At 58.4% G+C, this 24,156-nt stretch carries 27 protein-coding genes and 2 pseudogenes; 5 read left to right on the forward strand and 24 right to left on the reverse strand.

The annotated features are described in order from the left end of the window. Positions 1 to 5 precede the first annotated feature (5 nt). From speA to GOX88_RS08080, 7 genes are all read right to left on the reverse strand, one after another. Positions 6 to 1,895, reverse strand: coding sequence for a biosynthetic arginine decarboxylase (gene speA, locus GOX88_RS08050; protein WP_170400669.1), 1,890 nt, complete (start codon positions 1,893 to 1,895; stop codon positions 6 to 8). A 100-nt stretch (positions 1,896 to 1,995) separates the two neighbouring features. Further along, positions 1,996 to 3,078, reverse strand: a complete 1,083-nt coding sequence (locus GOX88_RS08055; protein ID WP_170400670.1) for a DUF1513 domain-containing protein — start codon at positions 3,076 to 3,078, stop codon at positions 1,996 to 1,998. A gap of 3 nt (positions 3,079 to 3,081) precedes the next feature. Then, positions 3,082 to 4,092 carry an imelysin family protein gene (locus GOX88_RS08060; RefSeq protein WP_170400671.1) on the reverse strand — a complete coding sequence of 337 codons (1,011 nt, stop codon included), beginning with the start codon at positions 4,090 to 4,092 and terminating at the stop codon, positions 3,082 to 3,084. Between the two features lie 3 nt (positions 4,093 to 4,095). Then, positions 4,096 to 5,637, reverse strand: a complete 1,542-nt coding sequence (locus tag GOX88_RS08065; RefSeq protein WP_170400672.1) for a di-heme oxidoreductase family protein — start codon at positions 5,635 to 5,637, stop codon at positions 4,096 to 4,098. Then, positions 5,597 to 6,082 carry a bacterioferritin gene (gene bfr / locus GOX88_RS08070; protein WP_170328569.1) on the reverse strand — a complete coding sequence of 162 codons (486 nt, stop codon included), beginning with the start codon at positions 6,080 to 6,082 and terminating at the stop codon, positions 5,597 to 5,599. Before bfr ends, GOX88_RS08065 begins: the two co-directional genes overlap by 41 nt. Continuing rightward, on the reverse strand, positions 6,030 to 6,323 hold the full coding sequence (locus tag GOX88_RS08075; protein ID WP_170400673.1) for a (2Fe-2S)-binding protein: 294 nt from the start codon (positions 6,321 to 6,323) through the stop codon (positions 6,030 to 6,032). The genes bfr and GOX88_RS08075 overlap by 53 nt, the downstream gene beginning before the upstream one ends. 115 nt (positions 6,324 to 6,438) lie before the next feature. Beyond that, entirely contained in the window at positions 6,439 to 7,710 is a 1,272-nt protein-coding gene (locus GOX88_RS08080) for an imelysin family protein (protein ID WP_170400674.1), read from the reverse strand. A 231-nt stretch (positions 7,711 to 7,941) separates the two neighbouring features. Between GOX88_RS08080 and GOX88_RS08085 the strand changes: the two genes are divergently transcribed. Then, entirely contained in the window at positions 7,942 to 8,475 is a 534-nt protein-coding gene (locus tag GOX88_RS08085; RefSeq protein ID WP_170400675.1) for a ZrgA family zinc uptake protein, read from the forward strand. Positions 8,476 to 8,504: 29 nt separating this feature from the next. Further along, complete coding sequence (locus GOX88_RS08090) at positions 8,505 to 8,744, forward strand: hypothetical protein (protein ID WP_217354195.1); 240 nt, start codon at positions 8,505 to 8,507, stop codon at positions 8,742 to 8,744. Here the strand turns inward: GOX88_RS08090 and GOX88_RS23730 are convergent. The 7 genes and pseudogenes from GOX88_RS23730 to GOX88_RS08130 all read right to left on the reverse strand — a co-directional run bounded on the left by GOX88_RS23730 (position 8,708) and on the right by GOX88_RS08130 (position 10,926). Beyond that, positions 8,708 to 9,091: pseudogene (locus GOX88_RS23730) on the reverse strand (adenylate/guanylate cyclase domain-containing protein). The gene GOX88_RS08090 and the pseudogene GOX88_RS23730 sit on opposite strands and share 37 nt — an antisense overlap. Next, positions 9,043 to 9,249 (reverse strand): histidine kinase dimerization/phospho-acceptor domain-containing protein, encoded by a 207-nt coding sequence (locus tag GOX88_RS08100; protein WP_367648065.1) that lies wholly within the window; start codon positions 9,247 to 9,249, stop codon positions 9,043 to 9,045. The pseudogene GOX88_RS23730 and the gene GOX88_RS08100 overlap by 49 nt, the downstream one beginning before the upstream one ends. 5 nt (positions 9,250 to 9,254) lie before the next feature. Then, positions 9,255 to 9,410, reverse strand: a complete 156-nt coding sequence (locus GOX88_RS08105; protein ID WP_170431837.1) for a hypothetical protein — start codon at positions 9,408 to 9,410, stop codon at positions 9,255 to 9,257. A 157-nt stretch (positions 9,411 to 9,567) separates the two neighbouring features. Beyond that, positions 9,568 to 9,702 (reverse strand): annotated as a pseudogene (locus tag GOX88_RS23735) (response regulator); the annotation flags it as partial. Between the two features lie 15 nt (positions 9,703 to 9,717). After that, the gene (locus GOX88_RS08115; RefSeq protein WP_170400678.1) at positions 9,718 to 10,194 is read right to left on the reverse strand and encodes a response regulator; all 477 of its coding nucleotides are present in this window, start codon (positions 10,192 to 10,194) and stop codon (positions 9,718 to 9,720) included. Between the two features lie 136 nt (positions 10,195 to 10,330). Continuing rightward, complete coding sequence (locus GOX88_RS08125; RefSeq protein WP_170400679.1) at positions 10,331 to 10,696, reverse strand: sensor histidine kinase; 366 nt, start codon at positions 10,694 to 10,696, stop codon at positions 10,331 to 10,333. Beyond that, a complete protein-coding gene (locus tag GOX88_RS08130; RefSeq protein ID WP_367648066.1) occupies positions 10,657 to 10,926 on the reverse strand; it encodes a sensor histidine kinase in 270 nt (89 codons plus the stop codon). The genes GOX88_RS08125 and GOX88_RS08130 overlap by 40 nt, the downstream gene beginning before the upstream one ends. Before the next feature lie 422 nt (positions 10,927 to 11,348). On the opposite strand from GOX88_RS08130, the gene GOX88_RS08135 reads away from it, so the two are divergent. Continuing rightward, positions 11,349 to 11,600 (forward strand): LysR substrate-binding domain-containing protein, encoded by a 252-nt coding sequence (locus GOX88_RS08135; RefSeq protein ID WP_170400681.1) that lies wholly within the window; start codon positions 11,349 to 11,351, stop codon positions 11,598 to 11,600. Between the two features lie 349 nt (positions 11,601 to 11,949). On the opposite strand, the gene GOX88_RS23850 is transcribed toward GOX88_RS08135, so the two are convergent. The 10 genes from GOX88_RS23850 to GOX88_RS08185 form a co-directional block, all read right to left on the reverse strand. After that, complete coding sequence (locus GOX88_RS23850; RefSeq protein ID WP_170400682.1) at positions 11,950 to 12,174, reverse strand: hypothetical protein; 225 nt, start codon at positions 12,172 to 12,174, stop codon at positions 11,950 to 11,952. Then, positions 12,171 to 13,706, reverse strand: coding sequence for a mannitol dehydrogenase family protein (locus GOX88_RS08145; protein ID WP_170400683.1), 1,536 nt, complete (start codon positions 13,704 to 13,706; stop codon positions 12,171 to 12,173). Before GOX88_RS08145 ends, GOX88_RS23850 begins: the two co-directional genes overlap by 4 nt. Then, positions 13,694 to 14,467 (reverse strand): L-iditol 2-dehydrogenase, encoded by a 774-nt coding sequence (locus GOX88_RS08150; protein WP_170400684.1) that lies wholly within the window; start codon positions 14,465 to 14,467, stop codon positions 13,694 to 13,696. The genes GOX88_RS08145 and GOX88_RS08150 overlap by 13 nt, the downstream gene beginning before the upstream one ends. Further along, positions 14,464 to 15,468, reverse strand: coding sequence for an ABC transporter ATP-binding protein (locus GOX88_RS08155; RefSeq protein ID WP_170400685.1), 1,005 nt, complete (start codon positions 15,466 to 15,468; stop codon positions 14,464 to 14,466). Before GOX88_RS08155 ends, GOX88_RS08150 begins: the two co-directional genes overlap by 4 nt. Before the next feature lie 12 nt (positions 15,469 to 15,480). Next, positions 15,481 to 16,311, reverse strand: a complete 831-nt coding sequence (locus tag GOX88_RS08160) for a carbohydrate ABC transporter permease (protein ID WP_170400686.1) — start codon at positions 16,309 to 16,311, stop codon at positions 15,481 to 15,483. 10 nt (positions 16,312 to 16,321) lie between these two features. Further along, the gene (locus tag GOX88_RS08165; RefSeq protein ID WP_170400952.1) at positions 16,322 to 17,152 is read right to left on the reverse strand and encodes a carbohydrate ABC transporter permease; all 831 of its coding nucleotides are present in this window, start codon (positions 17,150 to 17,152) and stop codon (positions 16,322 to 16,324) included. Positions 17,153 to 17,397: 245 nt separating this feature from the next. After that, positions 17,398 to 18,699 (reverse strand): ABC transporter substrate-binding protein, encoded by a 1,302-nt coding sequence (locus GOX88_RS08170; RefSeq protein ID WP_170400687.1) that lies wholly within the window; start codon positions 18,697 to 18,699, stop codon positions 17,398 to 17,400. Between the two features lie 114 nt (positions 18,700 to 18,813). Next, positions 18,814 to 19,845 carry a LacI family DNA-binding transcriptional regulator gene (locus tag GOX88_RS08175; protein WP_170400688.1) on the reverse strand — a complete coding sequence of 344 codons (1,032 nt, stop codon included), beginning with the start codon at positions 19,843 to 19,845 and terminating at the stop codon, positions 18,814 to 18,816. 66 nt (positions 19,846 to 19,911) lie between these two features. Beyond that, a complete protein-coding gene (locus tag GOX88_RS08180) occupies positions 19,912 to 20,220 on the reverse strand; it encodes a hypothetical protein (protein WP_170400689.1) in 309 nt (102 codons plus the stop codon). A gap of 876 nt (positions 20,221 to 21,096) precedes the next feature. Further along, positions 21,097 to 21,750 carry a GntR family transcriptional regulator gene (locus GOX88_RS08185; RefSeq protein WP_170400690.1) on the reverse strand — a complete coding sequence of 218 codons (654 nt, stop codon included), beginning with the start codon at positions 21,748 to 21,750 and terminating at the stop codon, positions 21,097 to 21,099. Positions 21,751 to 21,959: 209 nt separating this feature from the next. On the opposite strand from GOX88_RS08185, the gene GOX88_RS08190 reads away from it, so the two are divergent. Both GOX88_RS08190 and dctP read left to right on the forward strand, forming a co-directional pair. Next, on the forward strand, positions 21,960 to 23,051 hold the full coding sequence (locus GOX88_RS08190) for a Gfo/Idh/MocA family protein (protein ID WP_170400953.1): 1,092 nt from the start codon (positions 21,960 to 21,962) through the stop codon (positions 23,049 to 23,051). A gap of 88 nt (positions 23,052 to 23,139) precedes the next feature. Then, positions 23,140 to 24,150 (forward strand): TRAP transporter substrate-binding protein DctP, encoded by a 1,011-nt coding sequence (gene dctP, locus GOX88_RS08195; protein ID WP_170400691.1) that lies wholly within the window; start codon positions 23,140 to 23,142, stop codon positions 24,148 to 24,150. Positions 24,151 to 24,156 lie beyond the last annotated feature (6 nt).

The raw sequence follows: 24,156 nt of genomic DNA on the forward strand, positions 1-24,156 counted from the left end.
GGGGGTTATTCGTAATAGGTGTAGCCGTTGATCGAGTCGCGATAGGCGCTCATCAGGGTTTTGCGGTCCTTGGCTTTCAGAGTACCGGTCGAGATCGCCTCGTCCACCATTTTGCGGAAGGCGGCGACGCAGTCCTGCGGGTCGAACTCGACATAGGACAGAACTTCGGAAATCGTGTCGCCCTCTTGTTCGTGCAGCAGGTCGAACCCGCCATCGGCCCGGAGGTCGATGGTGACCACGTTGGTGTCGCCGAACAGGTTGTGCAGATCGCCCAGTGTCTCCTGATAGGCACCGACGAAGAAGACGCCCATGTAGTATTCGTCGTCCTCGGGCAGGGAATGCACCGGCAAGCTGGGTGAGACACCGTCCGCCAGAATGAAGCGGTCGATCTTGCCGTCGCTGTCACAGGTGATGTCGGACAGAACCGCGCGGCGGTCCGGCGTCTGGTTCAGGTTTTGCAGCGGCACGATCGGGTGAAGCTGGTCGATGGCCCAAACGTCGGGCAGGGATTGGAACAGCGAAAAGTTGCAGTGATAGATATCGGCGACCTTCTCAAGCTGGTCGTCCACATCGGTTTCCATCTCGTCGCTGGCCGCCAAAGCCTTGATCCGGGCCATCAGGGACAGATAGATGCGTTCGCCCCGAGCCATCTGGCGCAGGTCGACATAGCCGCGGCGGAACAGGGCGCGCAGTTCGTTGCGATAGAAGTTGGCGTCGTTCCAGCATTCCTGCAGCCGGTCGCAGGACAGGTATCCCTGCACTGCCGCCAGGTCCGAAAGGATATGGTGATCGTCGGTCTTGACAGCCGGGGCGGTTGCCGCGTCATAGAGCGTGCTTTCCAACACATTGAAAACCAGCATCGAGGATGTGGCCACCACCGCGCGCCCGCTTTCGGTGACAAGCGTCGGGTGCCCGACTTCGGCCTCGTCCATCGCGTACGCCACGGTTTCCACTACGTTGGCGCAATATTCCTCGACCGTGTAGTTGATCGAGTTCTCGGCGGCCTTTTTCTCGCCCGTATAGTCCACGCCCATACCGCCGCCGAGGTCCAGATGGGTCAGCGGTACGCCTTCACGGGTCAGTTCGGTGTAGTAGCGGCAGGCCTCCCCCACCGCGCGGCGCACGTCATTGACGTCCTGTACCTGCGATCCGAGATGCGAGTGCTGAAGCTTCAGGCAATGCAGCAGGCCTGCATCTTTCAGCTTGTCCACCGTCGCGACCAGTTGGTCGGTATTCATGCCAAAGGCCGAGCGGTCGCCCGAACTTTCTTCCCACTTGCCGCTAATCTGGTTGGTCAGCTTGACCCGCACGCCCAGTAAGGGTTCGATGCCCAGCTCGTTATAGACCCCGATCACCGTGTCTGCCTCTTTCGGGCTTTCCAGAACGATGACCGTGTTGAAACCGATTTTGCGGCTGAGGATCGCCAGTTGGATGAACTCGGCATCCTTGACGCCGTTGCAGACGATCAGGGCCTCGCGCGACAGGCGATGGGCGAGGGCGATCACCAGTTCCGGTTTGGATCCGGCTTCCAGCCCGTATTGGTATTTTTTGCCAAACTCGACGATCCGGTCGACCACCTGCGCCTGCTGGTTCACCTTGATCGGAAACACGCCGCGATAGGTGCCCTTGTACCCGGTTCGGGCGATGGCATCACGAAAGCTCTCGTTGATATGGGCGATCTCGTTTTCCAGATACGAGCTGATGCGCAAAAGCATCGGCGCCTTGATGCCGCGTTCGTCCAGGTCGTGCAGGATACCGGGCAGGCTGATCGGCGCCGCCTCGGGTGCCATGGGATTGCGCAGACCGATCTCGCCATCCTCCGTCACCTCGATGAGGCCTTTGCCCCATTTTTCAACCCCGTAGATGGAATGCGGTGCGTCGGGCGTCTGTTTCAATCAAGTCGGTCCTTAACGTAGGGGTGCCAGTTTAGCGCCCGCCAATACGGCAGCAGCTTGATTCGTCCAAGTGTAATCTATGTGACGGGTTTTGCCGAATTTATGCGGCCGGGCGAATTGGGATCAGATGATTGTCCCATTGGCAGTCCGGGCGGGCGGAAATTTGGACCTCGGAGGTCAGTTCGCCGACGATACCGGTGCCGGTGGTGAAGACAAAACCTGTGGGCCCGGAACCCAAGCCGCAGACGTCCTCCAGCGGGAATGCACCGGTTAACAGGCCGCTTTCCACGTCGAACCGGTGCAGGGCATTGCCACGGGGACAGGTGATGGCAACGGCCTCTCCGTCGCCGGAAAAGGCGATGCTGCCGGCATAGCCTTGCAACGTGCTTTGCTCGGCGTCAGGGGCCGACAGCAGACGCGGTGCCTCGCCGCGACGGTGCAGGCCCAGTAGCGGCGGATGTTGCGCCTTGTCCCCCTGCCATTGCATCGCAAACGCCACCAGCCCGTCCTGGCGCACGGCCAGATGCCGGATCGAATTCTTGTGCAGGGCCTGCGGCAGTTCCACCTGTTCCACGACCGTACCGTTCAGGTCCAGATAGGACAGGCGCGGTTGCATGGTCGGCAGGTTCAGTTTGGTGCGGCCCATGTCAGGGTGCGTTTCGATGCCGCCATTGGCGATGACCAATGTCTGCCCGTCGGGCATCAGCCGCATGTCATGGGGGCCAACGCCGCCTGATGGAAATTCGCCCAAGCGTCGATAGTCGGCAGCGTCCCAGATACCGATTACACCCTCTCCGGCCTCATAGTCGTTCTCGGTGGTGAAAAGCCGTGTGCCATCGGGTGAGAATACACCATGACCAAAGAAATGGCGGCCTTGGGGGGCGGTCAGCCGGGTGCGCTCGGTGCCTGTGGCGCAATCAATGACCAAAGCGAAAGTGCCGGGGCGGCGGGCGAAGGCCACTGCCTGCGCGTTGACGGGATGAGCTGCAGCCGCATGGCCGCGCGCGGGCAGGGGGAGTGAGAATAGGATATCGCCGCCCGTATCCAGCCCGGCCAGACGGTAGCTGCCGTCCGGAAACAACGCCGCCGCCAGATAATCCGGTGCGCCGACCGAGGCCCAGCCGCGCAGTGGGGTCAGGCTGCTTGCGGCCAGTCCGGCCAGAAAATGTCGGCGGTTTGGCATGGGTCAGTCCCCGTCCAATGAGTTGAATCCGGCGCTGATGCCCAATGTCGGGCCAAGCTCGGTTGAGGCGATAGCGCGAATGTCGTTGATCGACTGCTGCAGTGCCTCGATCCGGAACCGACCCTGCGGATCGGCCACGCCTGCAAGGGCCGGATCATCCAACGCCTGCGCGCGGGTGATGGCCTTGTCGAACGCGCCATCCAGATCGGCCGCGATTTCAGGGTGATCCGCCGACAGATGCGCCGCCAGGTCGCGCAGTGCGATCAGGGACAGTTCCACATGACGCAGGGATCGTTCAGAGCGGCGTGCCTCGGCGCGGTTGGGGCGCGGTCGGTCGAAATTGCCCATCGGGCGGCCAAGGCGGGTGTCGCCAGTGAACTCAAGACCGGTGACAAGCGCCTTGTACAGCTCTTGCATCGCCTCATTGCCGGACCGGTAGGGGCTGTTCTCGCCCGGTTGCGTAAGAGCGTTTGCGAAGTTTGCCCAATCCTCATCCATCGCGCGGGTGTTCAGATCGATATCAGTGGCGATCGCCCGTATCAGGTCGCAACGATAGGTGTTGCTGCCCTGATCTGCAAAGCGCGTGTCATAAAGCATCTGTTCCAGCGCAAAGAACCCGCGTCCGGCGATCGAGGTTTCGGCAAAGGCCTGAGGGGTTTTGATGGCGTCATCTTCGGCGGTAATCAGACCGGACAGGGCCTTGGGCGTGAAGCCTTTGGTATCCGGCCAGAAGGCCAGCGCAAAGGCCCGGTCGCCGGTTTCCGAGGGGCCAAACCGCAGATGGCTGACCGAAATCCAGCCATCAAAGGCCGCGTGATAGGCCGCGCGCAGATCGGGCGATGTTGCGGTGCAATCGGACTGGGCGGCTTGCGCCAGCGCGCCGCTCGCATTGGAAAGCGCGGCGAAGCCGGGCAGGATATGCTCATCGACCGTCGCGGTCAGGATCGGACCGCGATCTTGTGCCAGCGCAGGGAAGGGCAGCGTCAAGGCCAGGGCAAAAGCAAGGAAACGCATGGGTCAGAGGCTTTCGAGGAAACGGATCAGGGCATCGCGGTCGGGCTTGGGCATCGCCACAACCGTATCGCGGGCGACCTGAGCCTCGCCCCCGTGCCACAGGATGGCCTCAAGCAAGGAGTGTGCGCGGCCGTCATGCAGGAACTGGGTATGGCCCGAGACCTGCCGGGTCAGCCCAATCCCCCACAGCGGCGGCGTGCGCCACTCGCGTCCGGTGGCGCGGGCCTCGGGGCGGTTGTCGGCCAGGTCCTCGCCCATGTCATGCAGCAGCAGGTCGGAATAGGGCCAGATCAGCTGAAAACTGTGCTCGGGGCGGTCATCCATGCGATGGGTGACGAAGGCGGGTGTGTGGCAAGAGGCGCAGCCGGTGTCATAAAACACCTGCTTACCGCGCAATACTTGCGGATCGTCTACATCCCGACGTGCCGGAACGCCCAGATTGCGGCTGTAGAAGGCCACCAGATCCATGCCGATCTGGTCGATTTCAAACACGCGGTCGTCGCCGTCGCCATGCGGGGCGCTCACGCAATCCACCTGCGCGTCGGTGCAGTCACCGTGACCCGCAGGGTAGAGCGGGCTGGAAATGCCGATATCGCCTGCAAAGGCTGCGGACGATTGCTCCATGATCGTCGGCATCCCGGCTTTGAGGCCAAACCGGCCCATCATCGGCGCACCGAATTCCTTCGACCAGACAATGTTCGGGCGTCCGGAAATACCATCCCCGTCCGCGTCATCGGGATCGGCATTGGCCAGCAGGTCCTCGACCGGGATCGCCTCGAGCAAGCCTAGGCCGATCATCTGAGGCGCCACACGAGGGCTGAGCATGGCTTGGGGGTGCAGCGGGCCGTATCCCAGATCCGCCGCCTGATAGGTCGGCTTGCGCAGGGTGACGGTTTCACCATCGGACAGGGTTACGGGCGCATATTCATATGTAATGTCCAGCCGGTATTCGGCCGGATGGCCGGGCAGAGCCAAATCCTGCATCTGGCCGCCATAATTCGGGTCGGGCTGGGTGGCGATATAGTCCTCGATTTCCTCGAAGCTGTCACCGCCGGGGATCGAAACGCGCAGGAACATCGAGGTCGCATTGTCGCCCGGCCCGGCAGGCGTATGGCCGCGCCCGTCCTTGATGTGGCAGCGCTGGCACGAGCGCGCGTTGTACAGCGGCCCCAGCCCGTCCGAGGCCAATGTGGACGCCGGCGAAGACACCCAGATTTTCTTGAACAACCCATTGCCGACCCGGAAGTCCAGCTCCTGCTCAAAGCTCAGGTTGCCGGAGGGTTGCGAGAACGCATCGGCGTCGGTGCGGGCGCGGACGGTGGCGGCCCCGGCGGACAGATCCTCGAACCGTTGCGGGGCGCTGAAATCCTCGGGCGCAACGATGACGTTGGCGATCCGGGTGCGCTCGTCCTCGGTTCTGGGTTTGAAGTTAAGGTGAAGATCCTGCAGCTCGGCTGCGAGGGGCTGGGTGGCCGCAAGGGCGGCCACCGTCACGACGGCAAGGTTACTCGCCTTCGTCCATTTTCGATGCGTTGAGTTGCGCATAATTGGCTTCGCCAATCCTTTCATACAGATCAAGCTGCGTTTCGAGGAAGTCGATATGTCCTTCTTCGTCGCGGATTAATTCCTCGAACAGGGACATCGACGCATAGTCACCGGCCTCACGGCAGTATTCGCGCGCTTCGACATACAGGGTCCGCGCGTCATTTTCGGCAGCCAGATCGCATTCCAGGGTTTCCTTGGGGTTCTGGCCAATTCTCAGGGGGTCGAGCTTTTGCAGATTGGGGTGACCTTCCAGAAAGATGATCCGCTCGATCAGCTTGTCTGCATGGCCCATCTCTTCGATGCTTTCTTCGCGGCTTTTCTTGGCCATGTGGCCAAGGCCCCAGTCTTCCTGCAGGCGGTAGTGTAGCCAATACTGGCTGACCGCCGTAAGTTCATGCCGCAGAGATTTGTTGAGGTATTCTATGACTTTGGGATCGCCCTTCATCTTCACTCTCCTGTGATGCTCTGGTGCGTAGCGCACGGAGCTGCATGGGAACTTCCAGATTATCGTTGGAACGCATCATGTCTAGGAAAAGTGGCATGCAGCCGCCGCAGTCCGCGGATTTCCCAAGGGCGTGATAGACCTTTCCGGGGGTGATAATTGCCTGCGCGTCCGATGTACGCATCCAGTCGATTGCGGCGCGAATATCGTGGTCAGTTATGTTGGTGCAGTGACAGACGATCATGGCGATTCTAATCTCGGTAGATTTCCTACTTAATTAGTAAGGTATTGTCTCTTTGTCCAGCCACAAACTTGCGTGGCCGGAAGCATGAAGCCCTTCACGCTTCCGGCCCCAAAGTTTACTGGAAGACCGCGTCGGGGTTGTCCAGGCTGTCCGAGCCTTCGAAGCTGATCTGGTCCAGCCCCAGAGTGGTCACGATCCGCTCGATGGTTTTGGTCTGATCAACCAGACCGTCGACGCCGCCCATGATCAGCAACTCTCCACCTTCATTGCCGCGTTCCAGCATCTGGTCATAGGCGAAACCGGCTTCGGCGGTCGATTTCAGACGACCCAGCGCCTGCATGGTGTTGGCCAGCTTGACCTTCATTTCAGCATCCAGCGAAGGATCAGAGGCGATCACCAGATCCGACAGCGACGCGCCACTGACAGGGGTGCCATCGATACGGGTGTAGCTGCCCAGATAGACGTTCTGAATACCTAGCCCATCATAGTAGTGGCTGTTGTGGGTGTTGTCCGAGAAGCAATCATGTTCTTCCTCGGGGTCGTTCAGCATCAGGCCCAGACGCATCCGCTCACCTGCCTGCTCACCATAGGACAGCGAGCCCATGCCGGTCAGGATGGCGCTGACGCCTGCGGTTTCATCCGCGGACAGTGCGGCGCGCGCCTCGCCACCTTCGGCCCATTGCGCCGCCATCCATTCCAGATCGCTGACCAGCAGCTCGGTTGCGGCGCTCAGGTACTGAGCACGGCGGTCGCAATTGCCGCCGGTACAGTCGTCACCCTGGGCATAGTCGGTAAAGGGACGGTTTCCTGCGCCCGCGCCGTGGCCGTTCATGTCCTGACCCCAAAGCAGGAATTCGATGGCGTGGTAGCCGGTGGCGACATTCGCCTCGATCCCGTCGGCTTCGTGCAGAGTTTCGGCCAGCAGCTCGGGGGTGATTTCGCTGGCATCGATGGTCGCACCCGACAGTTCGAAGCTGGGGTTGGCGATCACGTTCAGCGCGGCGAATTCGTTTTCATCGCTCGGGCCGCCATATGCCGCGTCGACATAGTCGATCAGGCCTTCATCCAGCGGCCATGCGTTCACTTTGCCTTCCCAATCGTCAACGATGGCGTTGCCGAAACGATAGACCTCGGTCTGCTGATAGGGCACGCGTGCGGCCACCCAAGCGGCCCGAGCTGCGTTCAGAGTGGCGTCGGACGGCTCGGCGATCAGGGCGTTCACGGCCTCTTGCAGGGCTTTGGCCGCGATCAGGCTGTCATCGTATTTGGCTTCGGCAATATTCGCATAGGTGGTCAGAACATCAGCCTTCGACGGGGCGTCGGCGGCAACGGCTGCGGATGCGATGCCAAGGGTCAGGACGCTGGTGGCTGCGAAAAATCGGGTCATAAGGGTGACACTTTCCTGTCAGATATAAATTCACAAGCGCCGCCAGTGCGACGCATATGGGCGCATACCTGAGTTATTTAGTCGCCTATGTCAACCTGAGTTTTATTATCGGGTTAGCTGATCTTTGCTCTCCCCATATTTGGCGGGGTGGCATGGCCCGGGCCGAGATTGCGCCGCTTTTGAAACATATTAAGATAAAACCCGTGATTCCTTGGTAGGTGGTGCCTGTTTATGAGAAGCGCAGCTCTCGCCCTGACTCTGATCCCTGCGGTTGCCCTGTCGCAGACACATGCCGGGATTGAGCATGAACATGGCACGGGTCATTTGGATATAGCGGTTTCGGGGGCCGAGTTGTCCTTGTCGCTTGCGGTGCCTGCTGCGGATATCGTCGGGTTTGAGCGCCCGGCGCAAACCGATGAGGACCGGACCCTGGTCGCCGGAGCGATTTCCGTTCTGTCCAAGCCGCTGGAACTGTTTGTCCTGCCTGAAGACGCGGCGTGCTTCACGGCCACTGCCAATGTTACACTGCCGGCAGAAGGGCTTGGCCCCGAGGCAGATGCCGCCCCGGCATCAGATCAGGACCCGCACTCTGAATTTCAGGCCGACTACCAGATTCAATGCCAGACGATCGACGTGATAGAGGCCATCGGGTTCGCCTATTTCGAGCGATTTCCGAACGCCCAAAAACTGGTCGTAAAGGTTGACCGGTCCGGCGAGGTGCAGATGCACGAGGTCACGCGATCCATGCCGAACCTGCCCTTTTAGGCAAACGGCGCAAAGCCGCAAGGGGGATCTTGACGAAAGCTCTGTTGGTTGAAGACAAAGAAATGAACCGCGAGATGCCATCGCGCAGATTGGCGCGCAAAGGATACCTTGTCGTTGTTGCGAAAGGTGGGTTGGAGGCCGGTTGCGATGACTTCGATACCAAGCCGGTTGAGTTTGACCGTCTGTTGGAAAAGAAGGAAAAATTACGACCTGCATCCCGACGCAAAATCGCTCAACCCGCAGAATTTTTGCGTTGGATGACATGGTAGGTTCTGACCTGACCCTTGCCTATAATTCTTGTGTCGATGGGGTCAGACACATCGAAAAGATGCTCGATCCGTCTGGCGGTGGCCTCTGAAATCTGTATCCGGCCCGGCGCGCAGGGTGTTTCAAGGCGGCTGGCAAGATTAACCGTGTCTCCCTAGACATCGTATAGAAAACGGTGCGACCCGATTATTCCAGCAACCACGGGTCCACTGTGCACGCCCATCCTGATGTGCATCGGGAAATCCGCTTCGCCGTTCAGCGCTTTTACCCGCGAGAGCTTCCGAAGGGCCATCTCGATGATCACTTCGGCATGGTCTTTGCGGTTATCCTGCACACCGGCGGTGACCATAAACGCGTCACGATTTGTTTCAGCAGGGCGTCGGGGTGTCCGAGAAGTCCAAGCAAGTCCGCCTCCAGATGCCTGGCGTTCAGGTCATCCAGATTCTCCAGCAGCATCTCGCTGTAGCCCTTGATCGCATTCATCGGGGTTCGCAGATCCTGGCACAGCCGTTTTAGCCCTCGTCACCGATGACCGTTAGTTTCAAGGCCATCTCAGGGTGCAAAAGCCGGTCGGCCAGAATGTTCAGCTCAGTCGTTGCTTGGGAAATTCGGTTCAGATCCGAAGCAGCTTCGACCATCGTCAAGCGCCCGGCTTCGCTTTGAAGCATTTCGCTGAAGCCCACGAATGCGCTGACCGGTAGATCAGGTTTTGGCGCAAATTCGCAAGGCACACTGCCTTTGCGTGCTGCGCTTGGCTTTCGCGGCCACCGTTCACAACGTATGTTTCCCTTGTAGTTGCGAGCCGGGAAGCCGCCAGGAGTTTCTTCAACTGTCCGAGGAGAGCTTCGACCTCGTCCCCGCCAGAAACTCAAACCCGTCCATCTCGGGCATCATGAGATCCAGCAGAACGACGTCTGGTACGGATTTGGCAAGTTGTTGAAGGGAGTTCAGTCCGTTGACGGCCTGTTCGACCTGTCAGCCTTCCTTGCCGAGGGCGCGACCGATCAATTCACGCGTTGCGGCCTTGTCTTTCACGATCAGTGCCCGGGGGGATGGTCGGATCGGGCAATGCTCTTTCAGAGCGTTCAGAAGTTCGAGCGTGTCGAAGGGTTTGCCCAGATACTCGCTGGCACCCAAGGAAAAGCCCTTGGTGTTGTCCTCTGCGATTGTCAGCATGATGAACGGTATGTCGGCCAGTTCCGGATATTCTTTCAGTTGGGACAACACGGCCCAGCCATCAAACTTTGGCATGAACACATCTAGCGTAATGGTGTCCGGCTTGGCCTCTCGGGCCAGCAGCATCGCGTCTTCACCCTTGGTCGAGGAAAGAACCCGACACCTATCCTTGCGCAGCCGCCGCTCCAATAGGTCATGCACCGTGGGGTCGTCGTCGACCATAAGAACCAGAGGAACACTTGGATCGTCTTGCGGATGGTCGCTGGAAAGCGCCACGTCGCGAAGCGGAGCAATGGCCGGGTCGTGGCAGATACTCGGAAGTCGGGGGTGACGCTCGAACCTTCTCCGAGAGAGCTGGCGCGTTGTATGTCGCCGCCCAGTTGCTCGCAGAAGACCTTGGTGATCGACAGCCCTAAGCCGGTTCCACTATAATTGCGGGTGCGGAGGAATCCACCTGGGTGAAGGCGTCAAAGACCCTGTCGACTTGTTCCGGAGACATACCGATGCCCTGATCGGCGACTGCAAACTCCAGCTGATCTTTCTCAGCCGACCGGCGAACCGACAGCGTGATTCTTCCGTTTTCAGTGAATTTACAGGCAGTTGACAACAGGTTGAGCCGTGCCCGACGCACCTTGGTCAGGTCGCAGACCATTTCGCCGACATCCCCGGGGCAGGCAACCTCAAGCCTGTTCCTGTTTTTCTCGGCCAGCGGTTGCACCATGGTGCTGACGTCCTTGATCATCTGGAAAACATCAAAAGGCTCCAGATCGAACTCCATCTTGCCGCTTCGATCTTGGACAGGTCCAGAACGTCGTTGATCAGAGCAAACAGGTGTTTACCGGCGGATTGAATTTTTGTCAGGTTACCAAGGTTTGCTTCGTCAATCTGATCGATGGCTTCCTCCGGCATCAGCTCACTGTAACCGATGATCGCATTCAACGGCGTTCGAAGTTCGTGACTCATATTGGCAAGGAATGTGCTTTTGGTCTTGTTGGCAACTTCGGCGATATCCTTCGCACCCTGTTTCCAACCGGTCGCCGACCCTCAGCTGCAACGCTTTGATCAATGGAGCGCTGGCCTTGTTGGCGTAAATCAGTTTGCCCTGATCGGTGATGCGTAAAACCGGGTTGGGGTTTCAACGTGGCCGCGCGACACCAAGGTGCAAGCATCGCAATTCAGCGCAGCGCCCATTTCGCGCTATCCGGCTTTGACGCACCGTGACCATTGGATCGGTTCATTTATGCGCTCTCCCGTTGGTGAGGCATGCAGGTCAGTGAAACACCGAATTAAGATTGCCTGACCTTCTAGCAGTTGAAAGGAATTGCAAAGGCAAAACAAGGTTGTTGCAGTCCGTCCGTGTGTACCGGAGGCCGCGGAATACCCTAACGGTCCTGTTCCGTGGCAATCTCCTCGCCCACACGCACGACATCATGCAAGAAGCCGTCGATATCGTCGTGCCGCGTTTGGTGGTTGTTGAAGGCGCAGCGAAGCCCATGCTTGCCCTTGCGGGTTGCGGAATTACTCGTCTGCCAGAGCTTTGTCAGGCTGAACTGGATGCCGGGACATTGGAGACGATTTTACCCAATTCCCGCCCGCCCTCGATCGGGATCAACGTGATCTATGCCAGCCGCGACAACCTACCCGCAAAGATCCGTGCTATGATCGATTTTCTGGTCGAATAAAGCGGCTGCGGTCAGGTCTCGCAGGTGCTCCAATCCCCATCGTTGGCAGCAAGCGGCCTGAGCAGCCTCATCTGACTGGTCCAATTTCAAGAAAGGCAGAAGTTTTCTCGCGTAGGGATAAGGGATCAGGGAGAAGCCAATTCAAGTCTTCGTCGAAAACTTTCGCGATATCTGCTTGTGCCACCATGCGGTTCAGGCGGGCGCGGTACCTGGAGATGTCCTTGATGAACCTGGGGCATGTCACTAGGCGCCGGCATGAGCCCGGCTGAGTTCTCGTCGAAGAAGCAATAGGTGGCATGACCGTCCACAAGGCGCATAAAGGCCAGCGTCGTGGAGCGGCTGGACTGGATCACGTGGGATGTGTCGGCATGCAGGCCTTTAGCGGCACGGCCAGTTGCCGCCCGAACATGTCGGTGAACATGTCGGTCAGCATGCCCGCCCTCACCCCAAGCCGCCCCAGCGCAATTGCAGTATTGAACACGGCTCCGCCGGGATGAGGCACAAACCCGTCCGGTCCGTACACAATTGGCGCGGGGATCATGTCGATCAGGGCTTCTCCGCAGCATAGGATCATGTTTCCAAGTCACCCTTGGTCTGCTCCTGCCCGGTATAGGCGCGCAAAGCAGCTTCGCATCCCTCCGACCAGATCAGGCTGAGCCAACGAGAAAATTCCACGGCGAACGAATGGCTGTCGGCCAGACCGCCGTAGATAGTGTGTTGTTCGAGCCAAGCTTGCGGGCGCAGCCTTGCGGCCTGGGCAGCCTCTGCCAGCCCCCCCCAATTGGGGTCGTTGGCCTCAATCCCAGTGCTGTCTTCCCGCGTGCCTGCACACATGCGCGCCCAAAGCGCCTCGACCAGGCTCAGGCCTGCGATCGGGCCGCCTGCCGCCAGCGCGTCACGCAGAATAGGATGAATAAACCCCGGGTGCCGGGAGGAGCCGTCAAAGGCAACCCGCCGGACTGTATCGCGGATGGCCGGGTTGGAAAACCGTCGCTCGATCAGTTCGGCATAGTCTTGTGGGTTCAGTCCCGGTACCGCTGCGACGTAGGGGGCGATCTCCTCCTGTTGGACCTTGCGGAACAGCGCGGCAATCAGCGGATGCGCCATGCAATCGGCGATGGTCTCAACCGACAGCAGCTCCCCAGCATTGGCAAGCACTTGATGGCCCGCATTCAAAATGCGGATTTTCATAACCTCATAGTCATGCACAGAGGGTGTAAACACTGCCCCGGCCTTATCCCAATCAGGGCGGCCCGTGCAGAAGTCGTCCTCGATCACCCATTGGCGGTAGTTTTCATGGGTGACTGGTGCGGCATCATCTATGCCTAACTTGCGGGCAAGGGCGATCTCTTCAGGGCCGGTGGCGGGCACGATGCAGTCGACCATGGAATTCGGGAAGCTGCAGGCCTGATCGATCCAATCAGCCAGTTTCTTGTCAGTGAGACGCGCAAGCGAGACCACCGCCTGCCGGGTTGCTCTGCCGTTGCCGCGAAGGTTGTCACAGCTTTGAACGGTAAATGGGCCTGCTCCGGTGTCGCGCCTGGTTTTCAGCGCGGCCACAATTGCCCCGAAAACGGTACGTGGATGGGCCGGGTCCACTACGTCATGCTGGATGTCGGGATGCCCCGCATCCAACCCGCCGGTTTCCGGGTCCACAAAATAGCCGCCCTCTGTCACGGTCAGCGACACGATGCGGATCGAGGGATCGGACATTGCGCGGATCAGCGGGCCGTTTCCATCTTCGATAGGCAGGTATCCTATCATTGACCCGGTGATCTCGGTAGAGACCCTGTCAGGGGCCAATTCGATCAGGGTGGTCAGGCAATCTTGCGCCAGTAGTTTCTGTCGCATCGTGGCATCATATGGGCGCACTCCAGCGCCGATGATGGCCCAGTTCTGTGCAAGGCCCTGCTGCATCAGCCGGTGCAGGTACCACGCCTGGTGGGCGCGGTGGAAATTGCCGAGCCCAATATGGATGATCCCGGGCATCAACGCGGCTCGGTCGTATCCGGGGACTGCGATGCCTTCGTGCAACTCAGCCAATGCGGCTTGGCTGAGCTTTGTCGGAGTTCGTTTTGCTGTCTGGTTTTCCATCAGCTCATCCATTGCCCGCCATCCACATTGTAGGTTTGGGCGACGACGTAGCTGGCCTCGTCAGACGCCAGAAAAACGGCCATGCCGGTCAAGTCCTGTGCACGTCCCATGCGCCCATAGGGCACCGCTTTCGCCGCCTCTTGTTTCTTCTGGCCGGGCGCCTTGCCTTCATATTTCGCAAAGAGCGCATCGACGCCGTCCCAGTGCTCGCCCTCGACCACACCGGGCGAGATGGCGTTCACGTTGATCCCATGCCGGATCAGGTTGAGCCCGGCAGATTGAGTCAGGCTGATGACGGCGGCTTTGGTGGCGCAGTAGACGGCAACCAGCGGTTCTCCGCGCCGCCCGGCCTGGCTCGCCATGTTGATGATCTTGCCGCCCTCATTTCGTTCGATCATGTGCCTCGACACGGCTTGCAGTGTGAACAGCGTGCCGGCGACATTGACGGCAAAGGTGCGCTCATAGTCGTCACGAGCAATCTCTGTCACCGGAGCGGCAGTGAAGACAGCCGCGTTGTTGATCAGGATGTCGATCCGGCCCAGCTTTAGGACCGTTTCGGTAACGGCCTGTTCGATACTGTTCTGATCTGTGACATCCAGCCGGATGGCGACCGACCCGCCGCCCAGTTCCTCAGCCGCTGACCGCGCGCCTTCGAAGTCAATATCAGCGATTGCCACACGGGCACCTTCGCGGACATAGGCCTCAGCGAAGGCACGCCCTATCCCGCGGGCGCTGCCGGTGATCAACGCCATTTTGCCTGCCAGCCGTTTCACGAAACCCTCAGCCCTTCGGCATCGAACTTATGGATCACATCGGCGCGCGGGGTCAGGAAGATGCGGTCGCCATGGCGAAACCCGACTTCGCCGTCGGCGCGCACTGTGATGGTTTCTGCCAGACCGGTGCCGTGAACGTGGAAAAACGTGTCAGATCCAAGATGTTCCGAAACGCTGACCACACCCGACCAGTCGCCGTCATCACCGGAGACCTCGATATGTTCGGGGCGGACGCCGATGGTGTGGACACCGTGTTTGGCGGCCTCCTTGCCTTCGATAAAATTCATCTTGGGCGAGCCGATGAAGCCGGCCACGAACTTGTTGCGCGGCGTGTGGTAGAGTTCGAGAGGGGAGCCGACCTGTTCGATCACACCAGCTTGCAGCACCACGATCTTGTCTGCCATGGTCATGGCTTCGACCTGATCGTGGGTCACATAGATCATTGTGGTTTCCAGACGTTCATGCAGTTCTGAAATTTCCAGCCGCATCCCCACGCGCAGGGCCGCGTCGAGGTTCGACAGCGGTTCGTCAAAAAGAAAGGCCGAAGGCTCTCGTACAATGGCGCGGCCGATCGCTACTCTTTGGCGCTGGCCGCCGGATAGCTGTCCAGGGCGGCGATCCAGGTAGTCGGTGAGGTTCAGGGCATTGGCGGCGGCTTCGATGCGATTGTTTTGTTCCTCAACAGGGACCTTGGCCATCTTCATCGGGAAGGCGATGTTCTTTCTCACCGACATGTGCGGATAGAGCGCGTATGACTGAAACACCATCGCGAGGCCCCGCTTGGCAGGCGGCACGTGAGTGGCGTCCTGCTTGTCAATGCGAATCTGGCCGGAGGTAACGTCTTCCAGCCCGGCGATCAGGCGCAGTAGGGTCGACTTACCGCATCCAGAAGGGCCAACGAAAACCGTGAATTCACCGTCGTCGATGGTCAGGTCCAGGGGCGGGATGACTTGCACGTCGCCAAAGCTTTTGGAGACCTTGTCCAGAGTAATACGTCCCATGATTTCGTCTCCTTATTTCACAGCGCCAAAGGTCAGGCCGCTGACAAGTTGTTTCTGACTGAACCAGCCAAGGATCAGGATTGGTGCGATGGCCATGGTGGAGGCCGCGCTCAGCTTGGCGTAAAACAAGCCCTCGGGGCTGGAATAACTGGCGATGAAAGCGGTGAGCGGTGCCGCCTTGGCCGCGGTCAGGTTCAGTGTCCAGAAGGCTTCGTTCCAGGCCAGTATCACGTTCAAGAGAAGCGTCGAGGCGATGCCGGGAATAGCCATCGGTGTGAGGATGTAGAGCACCTCTTCGCGCAAGGTGGCGCCATCCATCCGGGCCGCTTCAAGTATCTCGCCAGGGATCTCCTTGAAGTAGGTGTAAAGCATCCAGACGATGATCGGCAGATTGATCAGCATCAGCACGATCACCAGCCCGGTTTTCGTGTCCAGCAGCCCCAGTTTGATGAACAGCAGGTAGATCGGGTACAGAACGCCGACGGCCGGCAGCATCTTGGTAGACAGCATCCACAACAGTATATCCTTGGTTCGTTTCGAGGGCACGAAAGCCATCGACCAGGCGGCGGGCACGGCGATGATGATGCCCAGAATGGTGGAGCCCCCGGCGATGATGATCGAATTCCACAGGAACCGACCGTAGTCAGAACGCTCCTGCACCACCGAATAGTTCTCCAGCGTCCAGTCAAAGAACAGGAAGACCGGCGGATCGCTGATAGCCTGGGCTTCGGTTTTGAAGCTGGTCAGGATGGTCCAGAGGATTGGAAAGAAGATCAGCAGGCCCACGCCCCAGGCCAGGGCGGTATTCAGGGCTTTGCGTTGCGATGTTGTTGCACGTGCCATGGGGGCCTCCTTACGCGTCCAGGTTCTTGCCGACGATGCGCATCAGGAAGATGGCAACGATGTTGGCGAGGATGATGGCGTAGACCCCTCCGGCCGAGCCCAACCCGATATTCTGGCTCTCCAGCACGCGCTGGAAGATCAGATAGGTCAGTGTCTTGGTGCCGAAGGCGCCCTGGGTGGTGACGAAGATTTCGGCGAAGATCGAAAGTAAGAAAATGGTCTGGATCAGCACCACCACGGTGATGGCGCGCGACAGGTGCGGCAGGGTGATGTAGGAAAACCGTTTCATCGGCGGCGCGCCGTCCATTTCCGCGGCTTCCAGTTGTTCCCTGTCCAGAGACTGGATGGCTGTCAGCAAGATCAGCGTTGCAAAGGGCAGCCATTGCCAACTGACGATCAGAATGATCGATTGGGTCGAGGCTTCGGTCAGCCAGATCAACGGCTCGGCGCCAAAGGCGCGCCACACGTGGGCCAGCAAGCCATTCACCGGGTCCATGAACATGTTCTTCCACACCAGCGCCGACACAGTGGGCATGACGAAAAATGGCGCAATCACCAGGATGCGGACTATTCCCCGACCCCACATCGGTTGATTGAGCAGGATCGCCAGCAGCACACCCAGCACCACGGTGATCACCAGGACACCGCCGACGATAACCAGTGTCGCCTGCACGCTGGGCCAAAAGGCGCTTGAGGACACGAAGCGGACGTAGTTGTCAAAACCGACCCAGCCCAGGTCTCCGCCACGCAGCGGCAGGAATTTTTTGAACGAGAAATAGAGCGTCATCGTCAGCGGTACGAGCATCCAACCCAGAAGCAGGATCACTGCCGGCGCCATCATCAGCCGGGCTGCGGTCCGGGCGTGTTTCGTGCCACTCTCGTGGTCCGCCGCAGCTGGCTGATCTGCCGCCTTGGGTGGGGGCGGGGCCATCGCCAGCCGGTCTGCAGATTGGGAGTGTTGCGTTGCCATTTGGTGTACCTCCTCCGTTGACGGCAAGCATGCCGCCTTAGACGATTATGCGCTGTGGGGGATCGCTGGGGCCAGAGGGCGGCGGCTTGGCCGCCCCCGGGTGTCCGAGTGGGAGATCAGTAGCCTGCGGCTTCCATCTCGTCGGTGGTCAGTGCTTGGGCTTTGACCAGCGCTTCATCGACGCTTTGCTGACCCGCCAGTGCGGCCGCGAATTCCTGGCCAACCTGACCTGCGATGCCGGCAAATTCGGGTATCGCTGCGAACTGGATTCCGACATAAGGAACGGGGTCCACCGTCGGATTGGTCGGATCGGCCGACAGAATGCTTTCCAGTGTCATCCGTGCGAAGGGGACGTCCTTGTAGTTGGGATCTTCATAGAGCGAGGTGCGCGCACCCGGCGGAACGTTGGCCCAGCCTTCTTTCTCAGCTACCAGCTCAATATATTCCTTGGATGTGGCCCACTGGATGAATTCCTTTGCGGCGTCGGTTTTCTGGGTGCCGGCGGGAATACCCAGCGCCCAGGCCCAGAGCCAGTTGCCGCGCTTGCCCTTGCCGTTATCCGGCGCCAGCGCAAACCCGACCTTGTCCGCAACCGTCGAGTCGTCGGGGTTGGTCACGAAGGATGCCGCTACGGTTGCATCGATCCACATGCCGCATTTTCCCTGCTGGAATAGCGAAAGGTTTTCGTTGAAACCGTTGTTGGACGCACCCGGAGGGCCGGCGTCGGTCATCAGGTTCACATAGAAGTCCAGCGTTTCTTTCCACTCAGGCTGATCGAACTGGGCTTTCCAGTCCTCATCGAACCAGCGGGCGCCAAAAGCGTTGGCGGTGGCGGTCAAAAAGGCCATGTTCTCGCCCCAGCCCGCCTTGCCGCGCAGGCAGATACCATAGATCCCGTTGTCCTTGTCGGTCATGGCACGTGCTGCTTCGGCGACGAACTCCCAGGTCGGGGCGTCGGGCATTTCAAGACCAGCCTTCTCCATCAGGTCGGTCCGGTACATGATCATCGAGCTTTCACCATAGAAGGGCGCCGCAAAGAGCGTACCATCAACGCTCAGGCCGCCGCGCATGGCCGGCAGGATATCATCGGTGTCATATTCGGCAGGCAGGTCATCCAGTGGTACCAGCCAGCCGTTCTTGCCCCAGATCGGGGTCTCGTACATCCCAATGGTCATTATGTCGAACTGTCCGCCCTTGGTGGTGATGTCAGTGGTCACACGCTGGCGCAGCACGTTTTCCTCCAACGTCACCCATTCGACCTCATGGCCGGTCTTGGCGGTGAAGTCGTCTGTCAGACCCTGCATGCGGATCATGTCGCCGTTGTTCACGGTGGCGATGGTGATTGTCTCGGCAGAAACGCTGCCTGCTGAGATCATTGAAAGGGCCGTTGCGGCACCTAATGTGTACTTGGCAAACATCTTCTACCTCCCTGTTGAGATGTCGCTTTCAAGATTACCTGCGCATGTGTCCTGGCGTCAATTTAAATTTTTACGCGCGTAAAGTTTATAGTGCCTGCTAGAAAAATCAGTAGCTTAGGCGGACCCTCGCATGACCAGCCGACCATCAAAGAGGGTTTCCTCCCGCGAATCAGCCGGTTTTTCTCTTTCAATAAGGTTCATCAGAGTCTCGGCGCTTTTCTTCGCGATGGCCTCGTAGTCCTGCGAGACTGTCGTCAATGTCGGGCATGTGTAACGTGAGAACGGGTGATCATCATGCCCGGCAACACGCATGGTGCAGTCTGCATCCAGGCCAACCCGTATCCCGGCCTCATAGGCGGCCGACAGGAAACCGATCGCAAGGCGGTCATTGCTGCAAAGAATCGTATTTGTTGGAAGATTCCTGTCGCGAACCACCCGAGTTCCTTCCCGAAAACCAATCTCTTCAAACTCCCAGCCTTCACCGGCGGCCTGGATCAAATGCGGTGTGTGGTTCAGCCGCTTCATGGCAGCGAGATACGCATTACGCCGTTTTTGGGCATTTGGGTTCGTGGGCTCCTTCATCTCAAAGAACGCAGGTGGTTCGCCTGTTCTGCACAGGTAATCCACCATGAGACCAATGCTTTGCTCATTGTCAGAGCCGACGAACGCTTCACCCACATCGTCAATATTTGCGTCAAACAGAACCGTTGGAACCTCACGACAGAAAGCGGCAATTCGCACGTGATCCGATGCCCGTCCCAAGGGGGCCAGCAGAACACCGGCTGGTTTGATCAGGCGCAGGTTTTCGAGGTTTTCGATTTCCAGCTCTGGGCTGCCGTGGGAGCCCAGCAAGACCGGACGAAACCCGGTGCGCAAAATATGATCTTCGATGGTGCGCGCAATTTCAGCAAAAAAGGGGTCAGCCAGATAGGGAACGACGATGCCGATATTCTTGGTCAACCGGCGATTCTGATTGATTGCATAGAGGTTGGGACGGTAATCGTAGCGGTCAAGCGCAGTTTCGATGCGCTGTCTGGTCGAGGCCCTTACGCTGGACGGATCGTTGAAGAATTTCGACAGAGTCGGACGGGAAATGCCGCTGACCGCCGCGAACTCCTCCATGTTCCTTATCTTTTTGTCATCCATGAAGATGCTCGCTTTGTCTATGCTGGGTGTGACAAGGTCAATGTGACCGAACCCGAAAGGTACCGGTTACAATAATTGACGCGCGAAAATTTTGCACCCTGTTTCGCAGGTGGCATCACAAATTCTGCAAAACACGCGCCGAAACGGCGCATTTCCACGTTTCTTGGCGGTCGGGCGATGCGCATCCATTGATGCAAAGAGGGCGGTCTTGAAGATGGTATCTTTAACTTTGTTGTGCCGGATGTATTCGGAGGCGATCACGATACCAGCGTCCGGTACTACGATCACCACCAGGAAAGCCAACGAGAAGTGCCTGAACGACAGCGCACTCGCCGCACTGAGCCATGGTGAATTCTGATGCGGATACCGGGACAAAACTGCTCACCCGATGCTGATCTCTGAAACCCTCGCGACAGATAGTCTGGTTGCACAGGGAAGGCTTCGGCCAGCCAAGAATGCGGTGCAGCAAGCCGGCCGGTTTGAGGACACCGCATTGCAGCGGCCACTCCGCCGATCGACGACAGGTTAAGGCCGCAAATCAATACGAATGCGCGGCCGATCAAGCCCAGTCAGGACAAGCCGAGGTTCTCGCATGCGGCAACCAACTCAGAGCAGTCTTTCGCTCGGAGAGCGCCCAAAATTCGGCGGCCTGTTCTGGCGCGGTTGGGGCCGCAGGTGGCGGATGCTGTTTAACCAGGCTCGCGCTATCACCGCGTGGCCCCAATTTCTGGGCGGGCAACTACGCCAAATTGTCCGGAAGCCGCTGCCGTGCTAAAGAGGAATGCGGAAATTGAACTGCATGCATCGGACGCGAGCATTGACGTGACCTCTTTCGATCCCGCAATTCCACAACAATATATCCACGCTATTCAGGGTCTCGCGGCCTCAATGGGTAATCCCGCTGAAATACCAAAGGCCAACGCGCTGGGCATCACCAAGTCCCTCGTTTCTTAAGTCATTGTGCCCCCGGTGGAAAACGAGGCCATTCCCGTCGAGGTTAAGGGGCGCGTAAGCGCTTTCGTCTCGAACCAAGAATCTAAAGTGAGGGGATTTGGTAGCGGAGGTCCGTCTTGGACACAAACCCCACACAATAAACCTCTTTAAAGTAAGGGTCCCGCGACCTTCGAGGGGTAAGCAGAAAGATCAATTGTCGTAGCGGTATCCTGCCTTGCGAATTCGATCTAACGAAATTGGTCTTCGCTGAGTTGCCCTAAATTGAAGGTCGTCGCAATTGCGGCAAGGGGGAATGGCCTACATAGCCTCCAACGTGTGGGCGAGGCCGTTTCGGATGTGATCTACCAACAGTTTCTTGGCCGTGTCGGCGTCTCTGGCCAACGCGGCATCGAACATGCCCTTGTGCTCCTTGACGGCCTCTTCGCCGCGATAGGTTAGCACGAGCATCTGATACCGCAGGTATTTGTCGTAGATGATCGAGTGCAGAGACAGAAGGTTCTTGGAGTTGCAGGCCGCGATCATCGCTTGGTGGAACTCCCAATCATACCGTTTCCAAGTCTCTTTCTCGGACTCGTCGCCCTTGAGAAGCTGCTGCTCCATCAAGTGCAGCTTATGATGCGCGGCAACCAGGTTCCCTTCCCAATCCGTGTCACCGTTCGCGATGGACATTTCCAACGCGTGGCATTCCAGCAGGACACGCAACTCTGATATCTCGGTCAGGTCTTCGCGGGAGACCGGCGTAACCAGGAAGCCTCTTTGTTCTGGAGCTTCGACAAATCCGTCGCTGGCAAGCCTGTTCAGGGTTTCACGAAGTGTCGAAAGGCTTGCCGAATAGCGTTCCTTCAAGGCGTCCAACTTCAGTTTGGAGCCGGGCTGCAACTCCCCGAAGATGATATCCCGCTTGATGCGCTGATAAGTGCTTGCGCCTATCGTAGACGACTGTTTCGCCATGCGTTTCACCTGATATTATTAGTTTCTTCGTTCATTTAGCATTTTTCGCGGACATCAGCAATCCAAACTGATGTATGGTAAAAATAAAAATACCATACATTATTGTGGAATCGGCAAAACCCCAATACGGTCGTGGCCAAGTTGGGCAATGCAGCCCGGTCGCAATCTTCGGTTTCGGGATTTTCCCGGACCCTCCGGAAGGAAGCAAAGTGTCTAAGAACTTTCGCATTGCCATTGTCGGCATTGGTCTTGTTGGACGCCGCCACGCAGACGCCATCCGAGCGCTACGTCATGTTGATCTTGTTGCGGTAGTCGATCCCAGCGACGAAGGCCGCGCGTACGCTGTTGAGCACGGGGTCGCATGTTACGAGACCCTCGAGGAAATGTTTGCAAATCAGACGCCGGACGGAGCTGTGCTTGCGACTCCCACGACGCTTCATGTCGAACAAGGCCTCACGTGTATTCGACATGGTTGTCCCGTTCTCGTCGAAAAACCGATCGCCGTGGAAGCCGCTGCAGCACTGGAGCTTGTCCAGGAAGCGGAGAGGGCCAATGTGCCACTGATGGTCGGACATCATCGCCGGCACAACCCCCTTATCAAGTCGGCCAAAGAAGCTATTGTAGATGGGAAGATCGGAGATGTTCGCGCTGTCCACGCTAATTGCTGGTTCTATAAGCCCGACGAATATTTTGACGCCGCGCCCTGGCGAAAGAAACCTGGTGCAGGACCCATCTCGGTCAATCTTGTCCATGATGTGGATCTTCTGCGGTATCTGGCCGGAGAGGTCGTGACCGTTCAGGCGCAGTCGGCTGCATCGCAACGCGGTTACGACAACGAAGATGTTGCCGGCGCGCTGTTGACGTTTGAAAGCGGGGCGATTGGGACCATAACTGTGTCCGACAGCATCGTTGCTCCGTGGAGCTGGGAGATGACGTCTCGGGAATATCCAATCTACCCGTCGACCACTGAGAGTAGCTACATGATTGGTGGATCTCATGGGTCATTGTCCGTCCCAGATCTTCGACTTTGGAGCTACCAGAATGAGCAAAGGGATTGGTGGATGCCAATCTCGTCAACCGCGCTAAAGAAGGGTTCCTCTGACCCGCTGGTCAATCAGCTCAGGCATTTTGTCGAGGTTGCTCGGCACGAAGCAGATCCGATTGTGTCCGGATGGGAAGGTTTCAGAACGCTTCAAGTTATTGAAGCTATTCAGAATTCCTGCAGGACTGGCGAGACTGTCAGGATAAGAAACCTTCAGGAAACGCAACAACAGAGATTGCAGGCAATGAAAAATATCTGATATTTTGTAAAAAATCTTGCAAAATGTCCAAAATAGGTCAAAACTCAGAATCGGAAAAATGCATCATGATGTCTCAGGGAGGAGCAAAGTGATTACCAAACTTACCCGCCGGGCTGCTGTATCAGCCCTGGTCGCAACCGGTGTTCTGTTTAGTGCTACAAGTGGTGCGCTGGCGGAAGACAAAGTGCAACTACGTCTCGCAACTTCAGGGTCGGAGACCGACCAGCGCTCGGTCGCCATGGCCGAGGTTTTCGCGCCCATGGTCGCCGATTTCGCAAGTTATGAGCCAAGCTATAATGGCACCATCTTCGCTCAGGGCACCGAGCTTGATGCCATCAGCCGGGGCAACCTGGAAATGTCGATCACCTCGGCGCAGGAACTGGCACAGTTCTTCCCCGAGTTTTCGATCTTTACCGCTGGCTATGTCCACCAGGACGCCGCGCATCAGGTGGCTGTCTTCAACGCCCCCTTGATGGATGCGTTCAAACAAAAAGCAGAAGAAGAGCTGGGCGTTAAACTTCTGTCGGTCATGTATCTGGGTCGTCGTCAGGTCAACCTGCGCCAGCCCAAGGATGAGCTGACGGTCACAACTCCGGCCGATCTGGAAGGCGTGAACCTGCGGATGCCGGGCACAGATGCGTGGCAGTTCCTTGGCAAAGCGCTGGGTGCCGCCCCGACACCAATGGCCTTTTCCGAAGTCTATACCGCGCTGTCTACCGGTGCCGTTGACGGTCAGGACAACCCATTGCCGACTGTGGTTGATGCCAAATTCTACGAAGTGACCAATCAGATCATCCTGACGTCGCACCTCGTCGACTTGAACTATATCGCCATCGGCAAAGAGGTTTGGGACGGGCTGACACCAGAACAGCAAGCCAAGGTTCAGGAAGCTGCCGACGCAGCGGCTGAAGCTGGTCGCCAGAAACAGCTTCAGAAAGAAGAGGACCTCGTCAGTTTCCTCAAGGAACAGGGCATGGAGGTCTACGAACCCGACCTCGCGGCGTTCCGCGATCAGGTACAGTCGATGTATCTGGAAAGCGAATTCGCCGGGGCATGGCCGGACGGTGTTCTGGAGCAGATCAACGCTCTGGGCAACTAAACCTGA

This window comes from Ruegeria arenilitoris, from assembly GCF_013030985.1.
Classification (GTDB): domain Bacteria; phylum Pseudomonadota; class Alphaproteobacteria; order Rhodobacterales; family Rhodobacteraceae; genus Ruegeria; species Ruegeria arenilitoris_B.

Excerpts from the sequence above, each read along its gene's own strand:
- GOX88_RS08085 (WP_170400675.1), top strand. The coding sequence starts at position 7,942 with ATGAGAAGCGCAGCTCTCGCCCTGACTCTGATCCCTGCGGTTGCCCTG.
- GOX88_RS08185 (WP_170400690.1), bottom strand. The coding sequence starts at position 21,750 with ATGGCGAAACAGTCGTCTACGATAGGCGCAAGCACTTATCAGCGCATC.
- GOX88_RS08125 (WP_170400679.1), bottom strand. The coding sequence starts at position 10,696 with ATGGAGTTCGATCTGGAGCCTTTTGATGTTTTCCAGATGATCAAGGAC.
- GOX88_RS08075 (WP_170400673.1), bottom strand. The coding sequence starts at position 6,323 with ATGATCGTCTGTCACTGCACCAACATAACTGACCACGATATTCGCGCC.
- GOX88_RS08155 (WP_170400685.1), bottom strand. The coding sequence starts at position 15,468 with ATGGGACGTATTACTCTGGACAAGGTCTCCAAAAGCTTTGGCGACGTG.
- GOX88_RS08165 (WP_170400952.1), bottom strand. The coding sequence starts at position 17,152 with ATGATGGCGCCGGCAGTGATCCTGCTTCTGGGTTGGATGCTCGTACCG.
- GOX88_RS08170 (WP_170400687.1), bottom strand. The coding sequence starts at position 18,699 with ATGTTTGCCAAGTACACATTAGGTGCCGCAACGGCCCTTTCAATGATC.
- GOX88_RS08160 (WP_170400686.1), bottom strand. The coding sequence starts at position 16,311 with ATGGCACGTGCAACAACATCGCAACGCAAAGCCCTGAATACCGCCCTG.
- GOX88_RS08145 (WP_170400683.1), bottom strand. The coding sequence starts at position 13,706 with ATGGATGAGCTGATGGAAAACCAGACAGCAAAACGAACTCCGACAAAG.
- GOX88_RS08175 (WP_170400688.1), bottom strand. The coding sequence starts at position 19,845 with ATGGATGACAAAAAGATAAGGAACATGGAGGAGTTCGCGGCGGTCAGC.
- GOX88_RS08060 (WP_170400671.1), bottom strand. The coding sequence starts at position 4,092 with ATGCGTTTCCTTGCTTTTGCCCTGGCCTTGACGCTGCCCTTCCCTGCG.
- GOX88_RS08080 (WP_170400674.1), bottom strand. The coding sequence starts at position 7,710 with ATGACCCGATTTTTCGCAGCCACCAGCGTCCTGACCCTTGGCATCGCA.
- GOX88_RS08065 (WP_170400672.1), bottom strand. The coding sequence starts at position 5,637 with ATGCGCAACTCAACGCATCGAAAATGGACGAAGGCGAGTAACCTTGCC.
- GOX88_RS08135 (WP_170400681.1), top strand. The coding sequence starts at position 11,349 with ATGCAAGAAGCCGTCGATATCGTCGTGCCGCGTTTGGTGGTTGTTGAA.
- bfr (WP_170328569.1), bottom strand. The coding sequence starts at position 6,082 with ATGAAGGGCGATCCCAAAGTCATAGAATACCTCAACAAATCTCTGCGG.
- GOX88_RS08055 (WP_170400670.1), bottom strand. The coding sequence starts at position 3,078 with ATGCCAAACCGCCGACATTTTCTGGCCGGACTGGCCGCAAGCAGCCTG.
- GOX88_RS23850 (WP_170400682.1), bottom strand. The coding sequence starts at position 12,174 with ATGATCCTATGCTGCGGAGAAGCCCTGATCGACATGATCCCCGCGCCA.
- GOX88_RS08105 (WP_170431837.1), bottom strand. The coding sequence starts at position 9,410 with ATGCTTCAAAGCGAAGCCGGGCGCTTGACGATGGTCGAAGCTGCTTCG.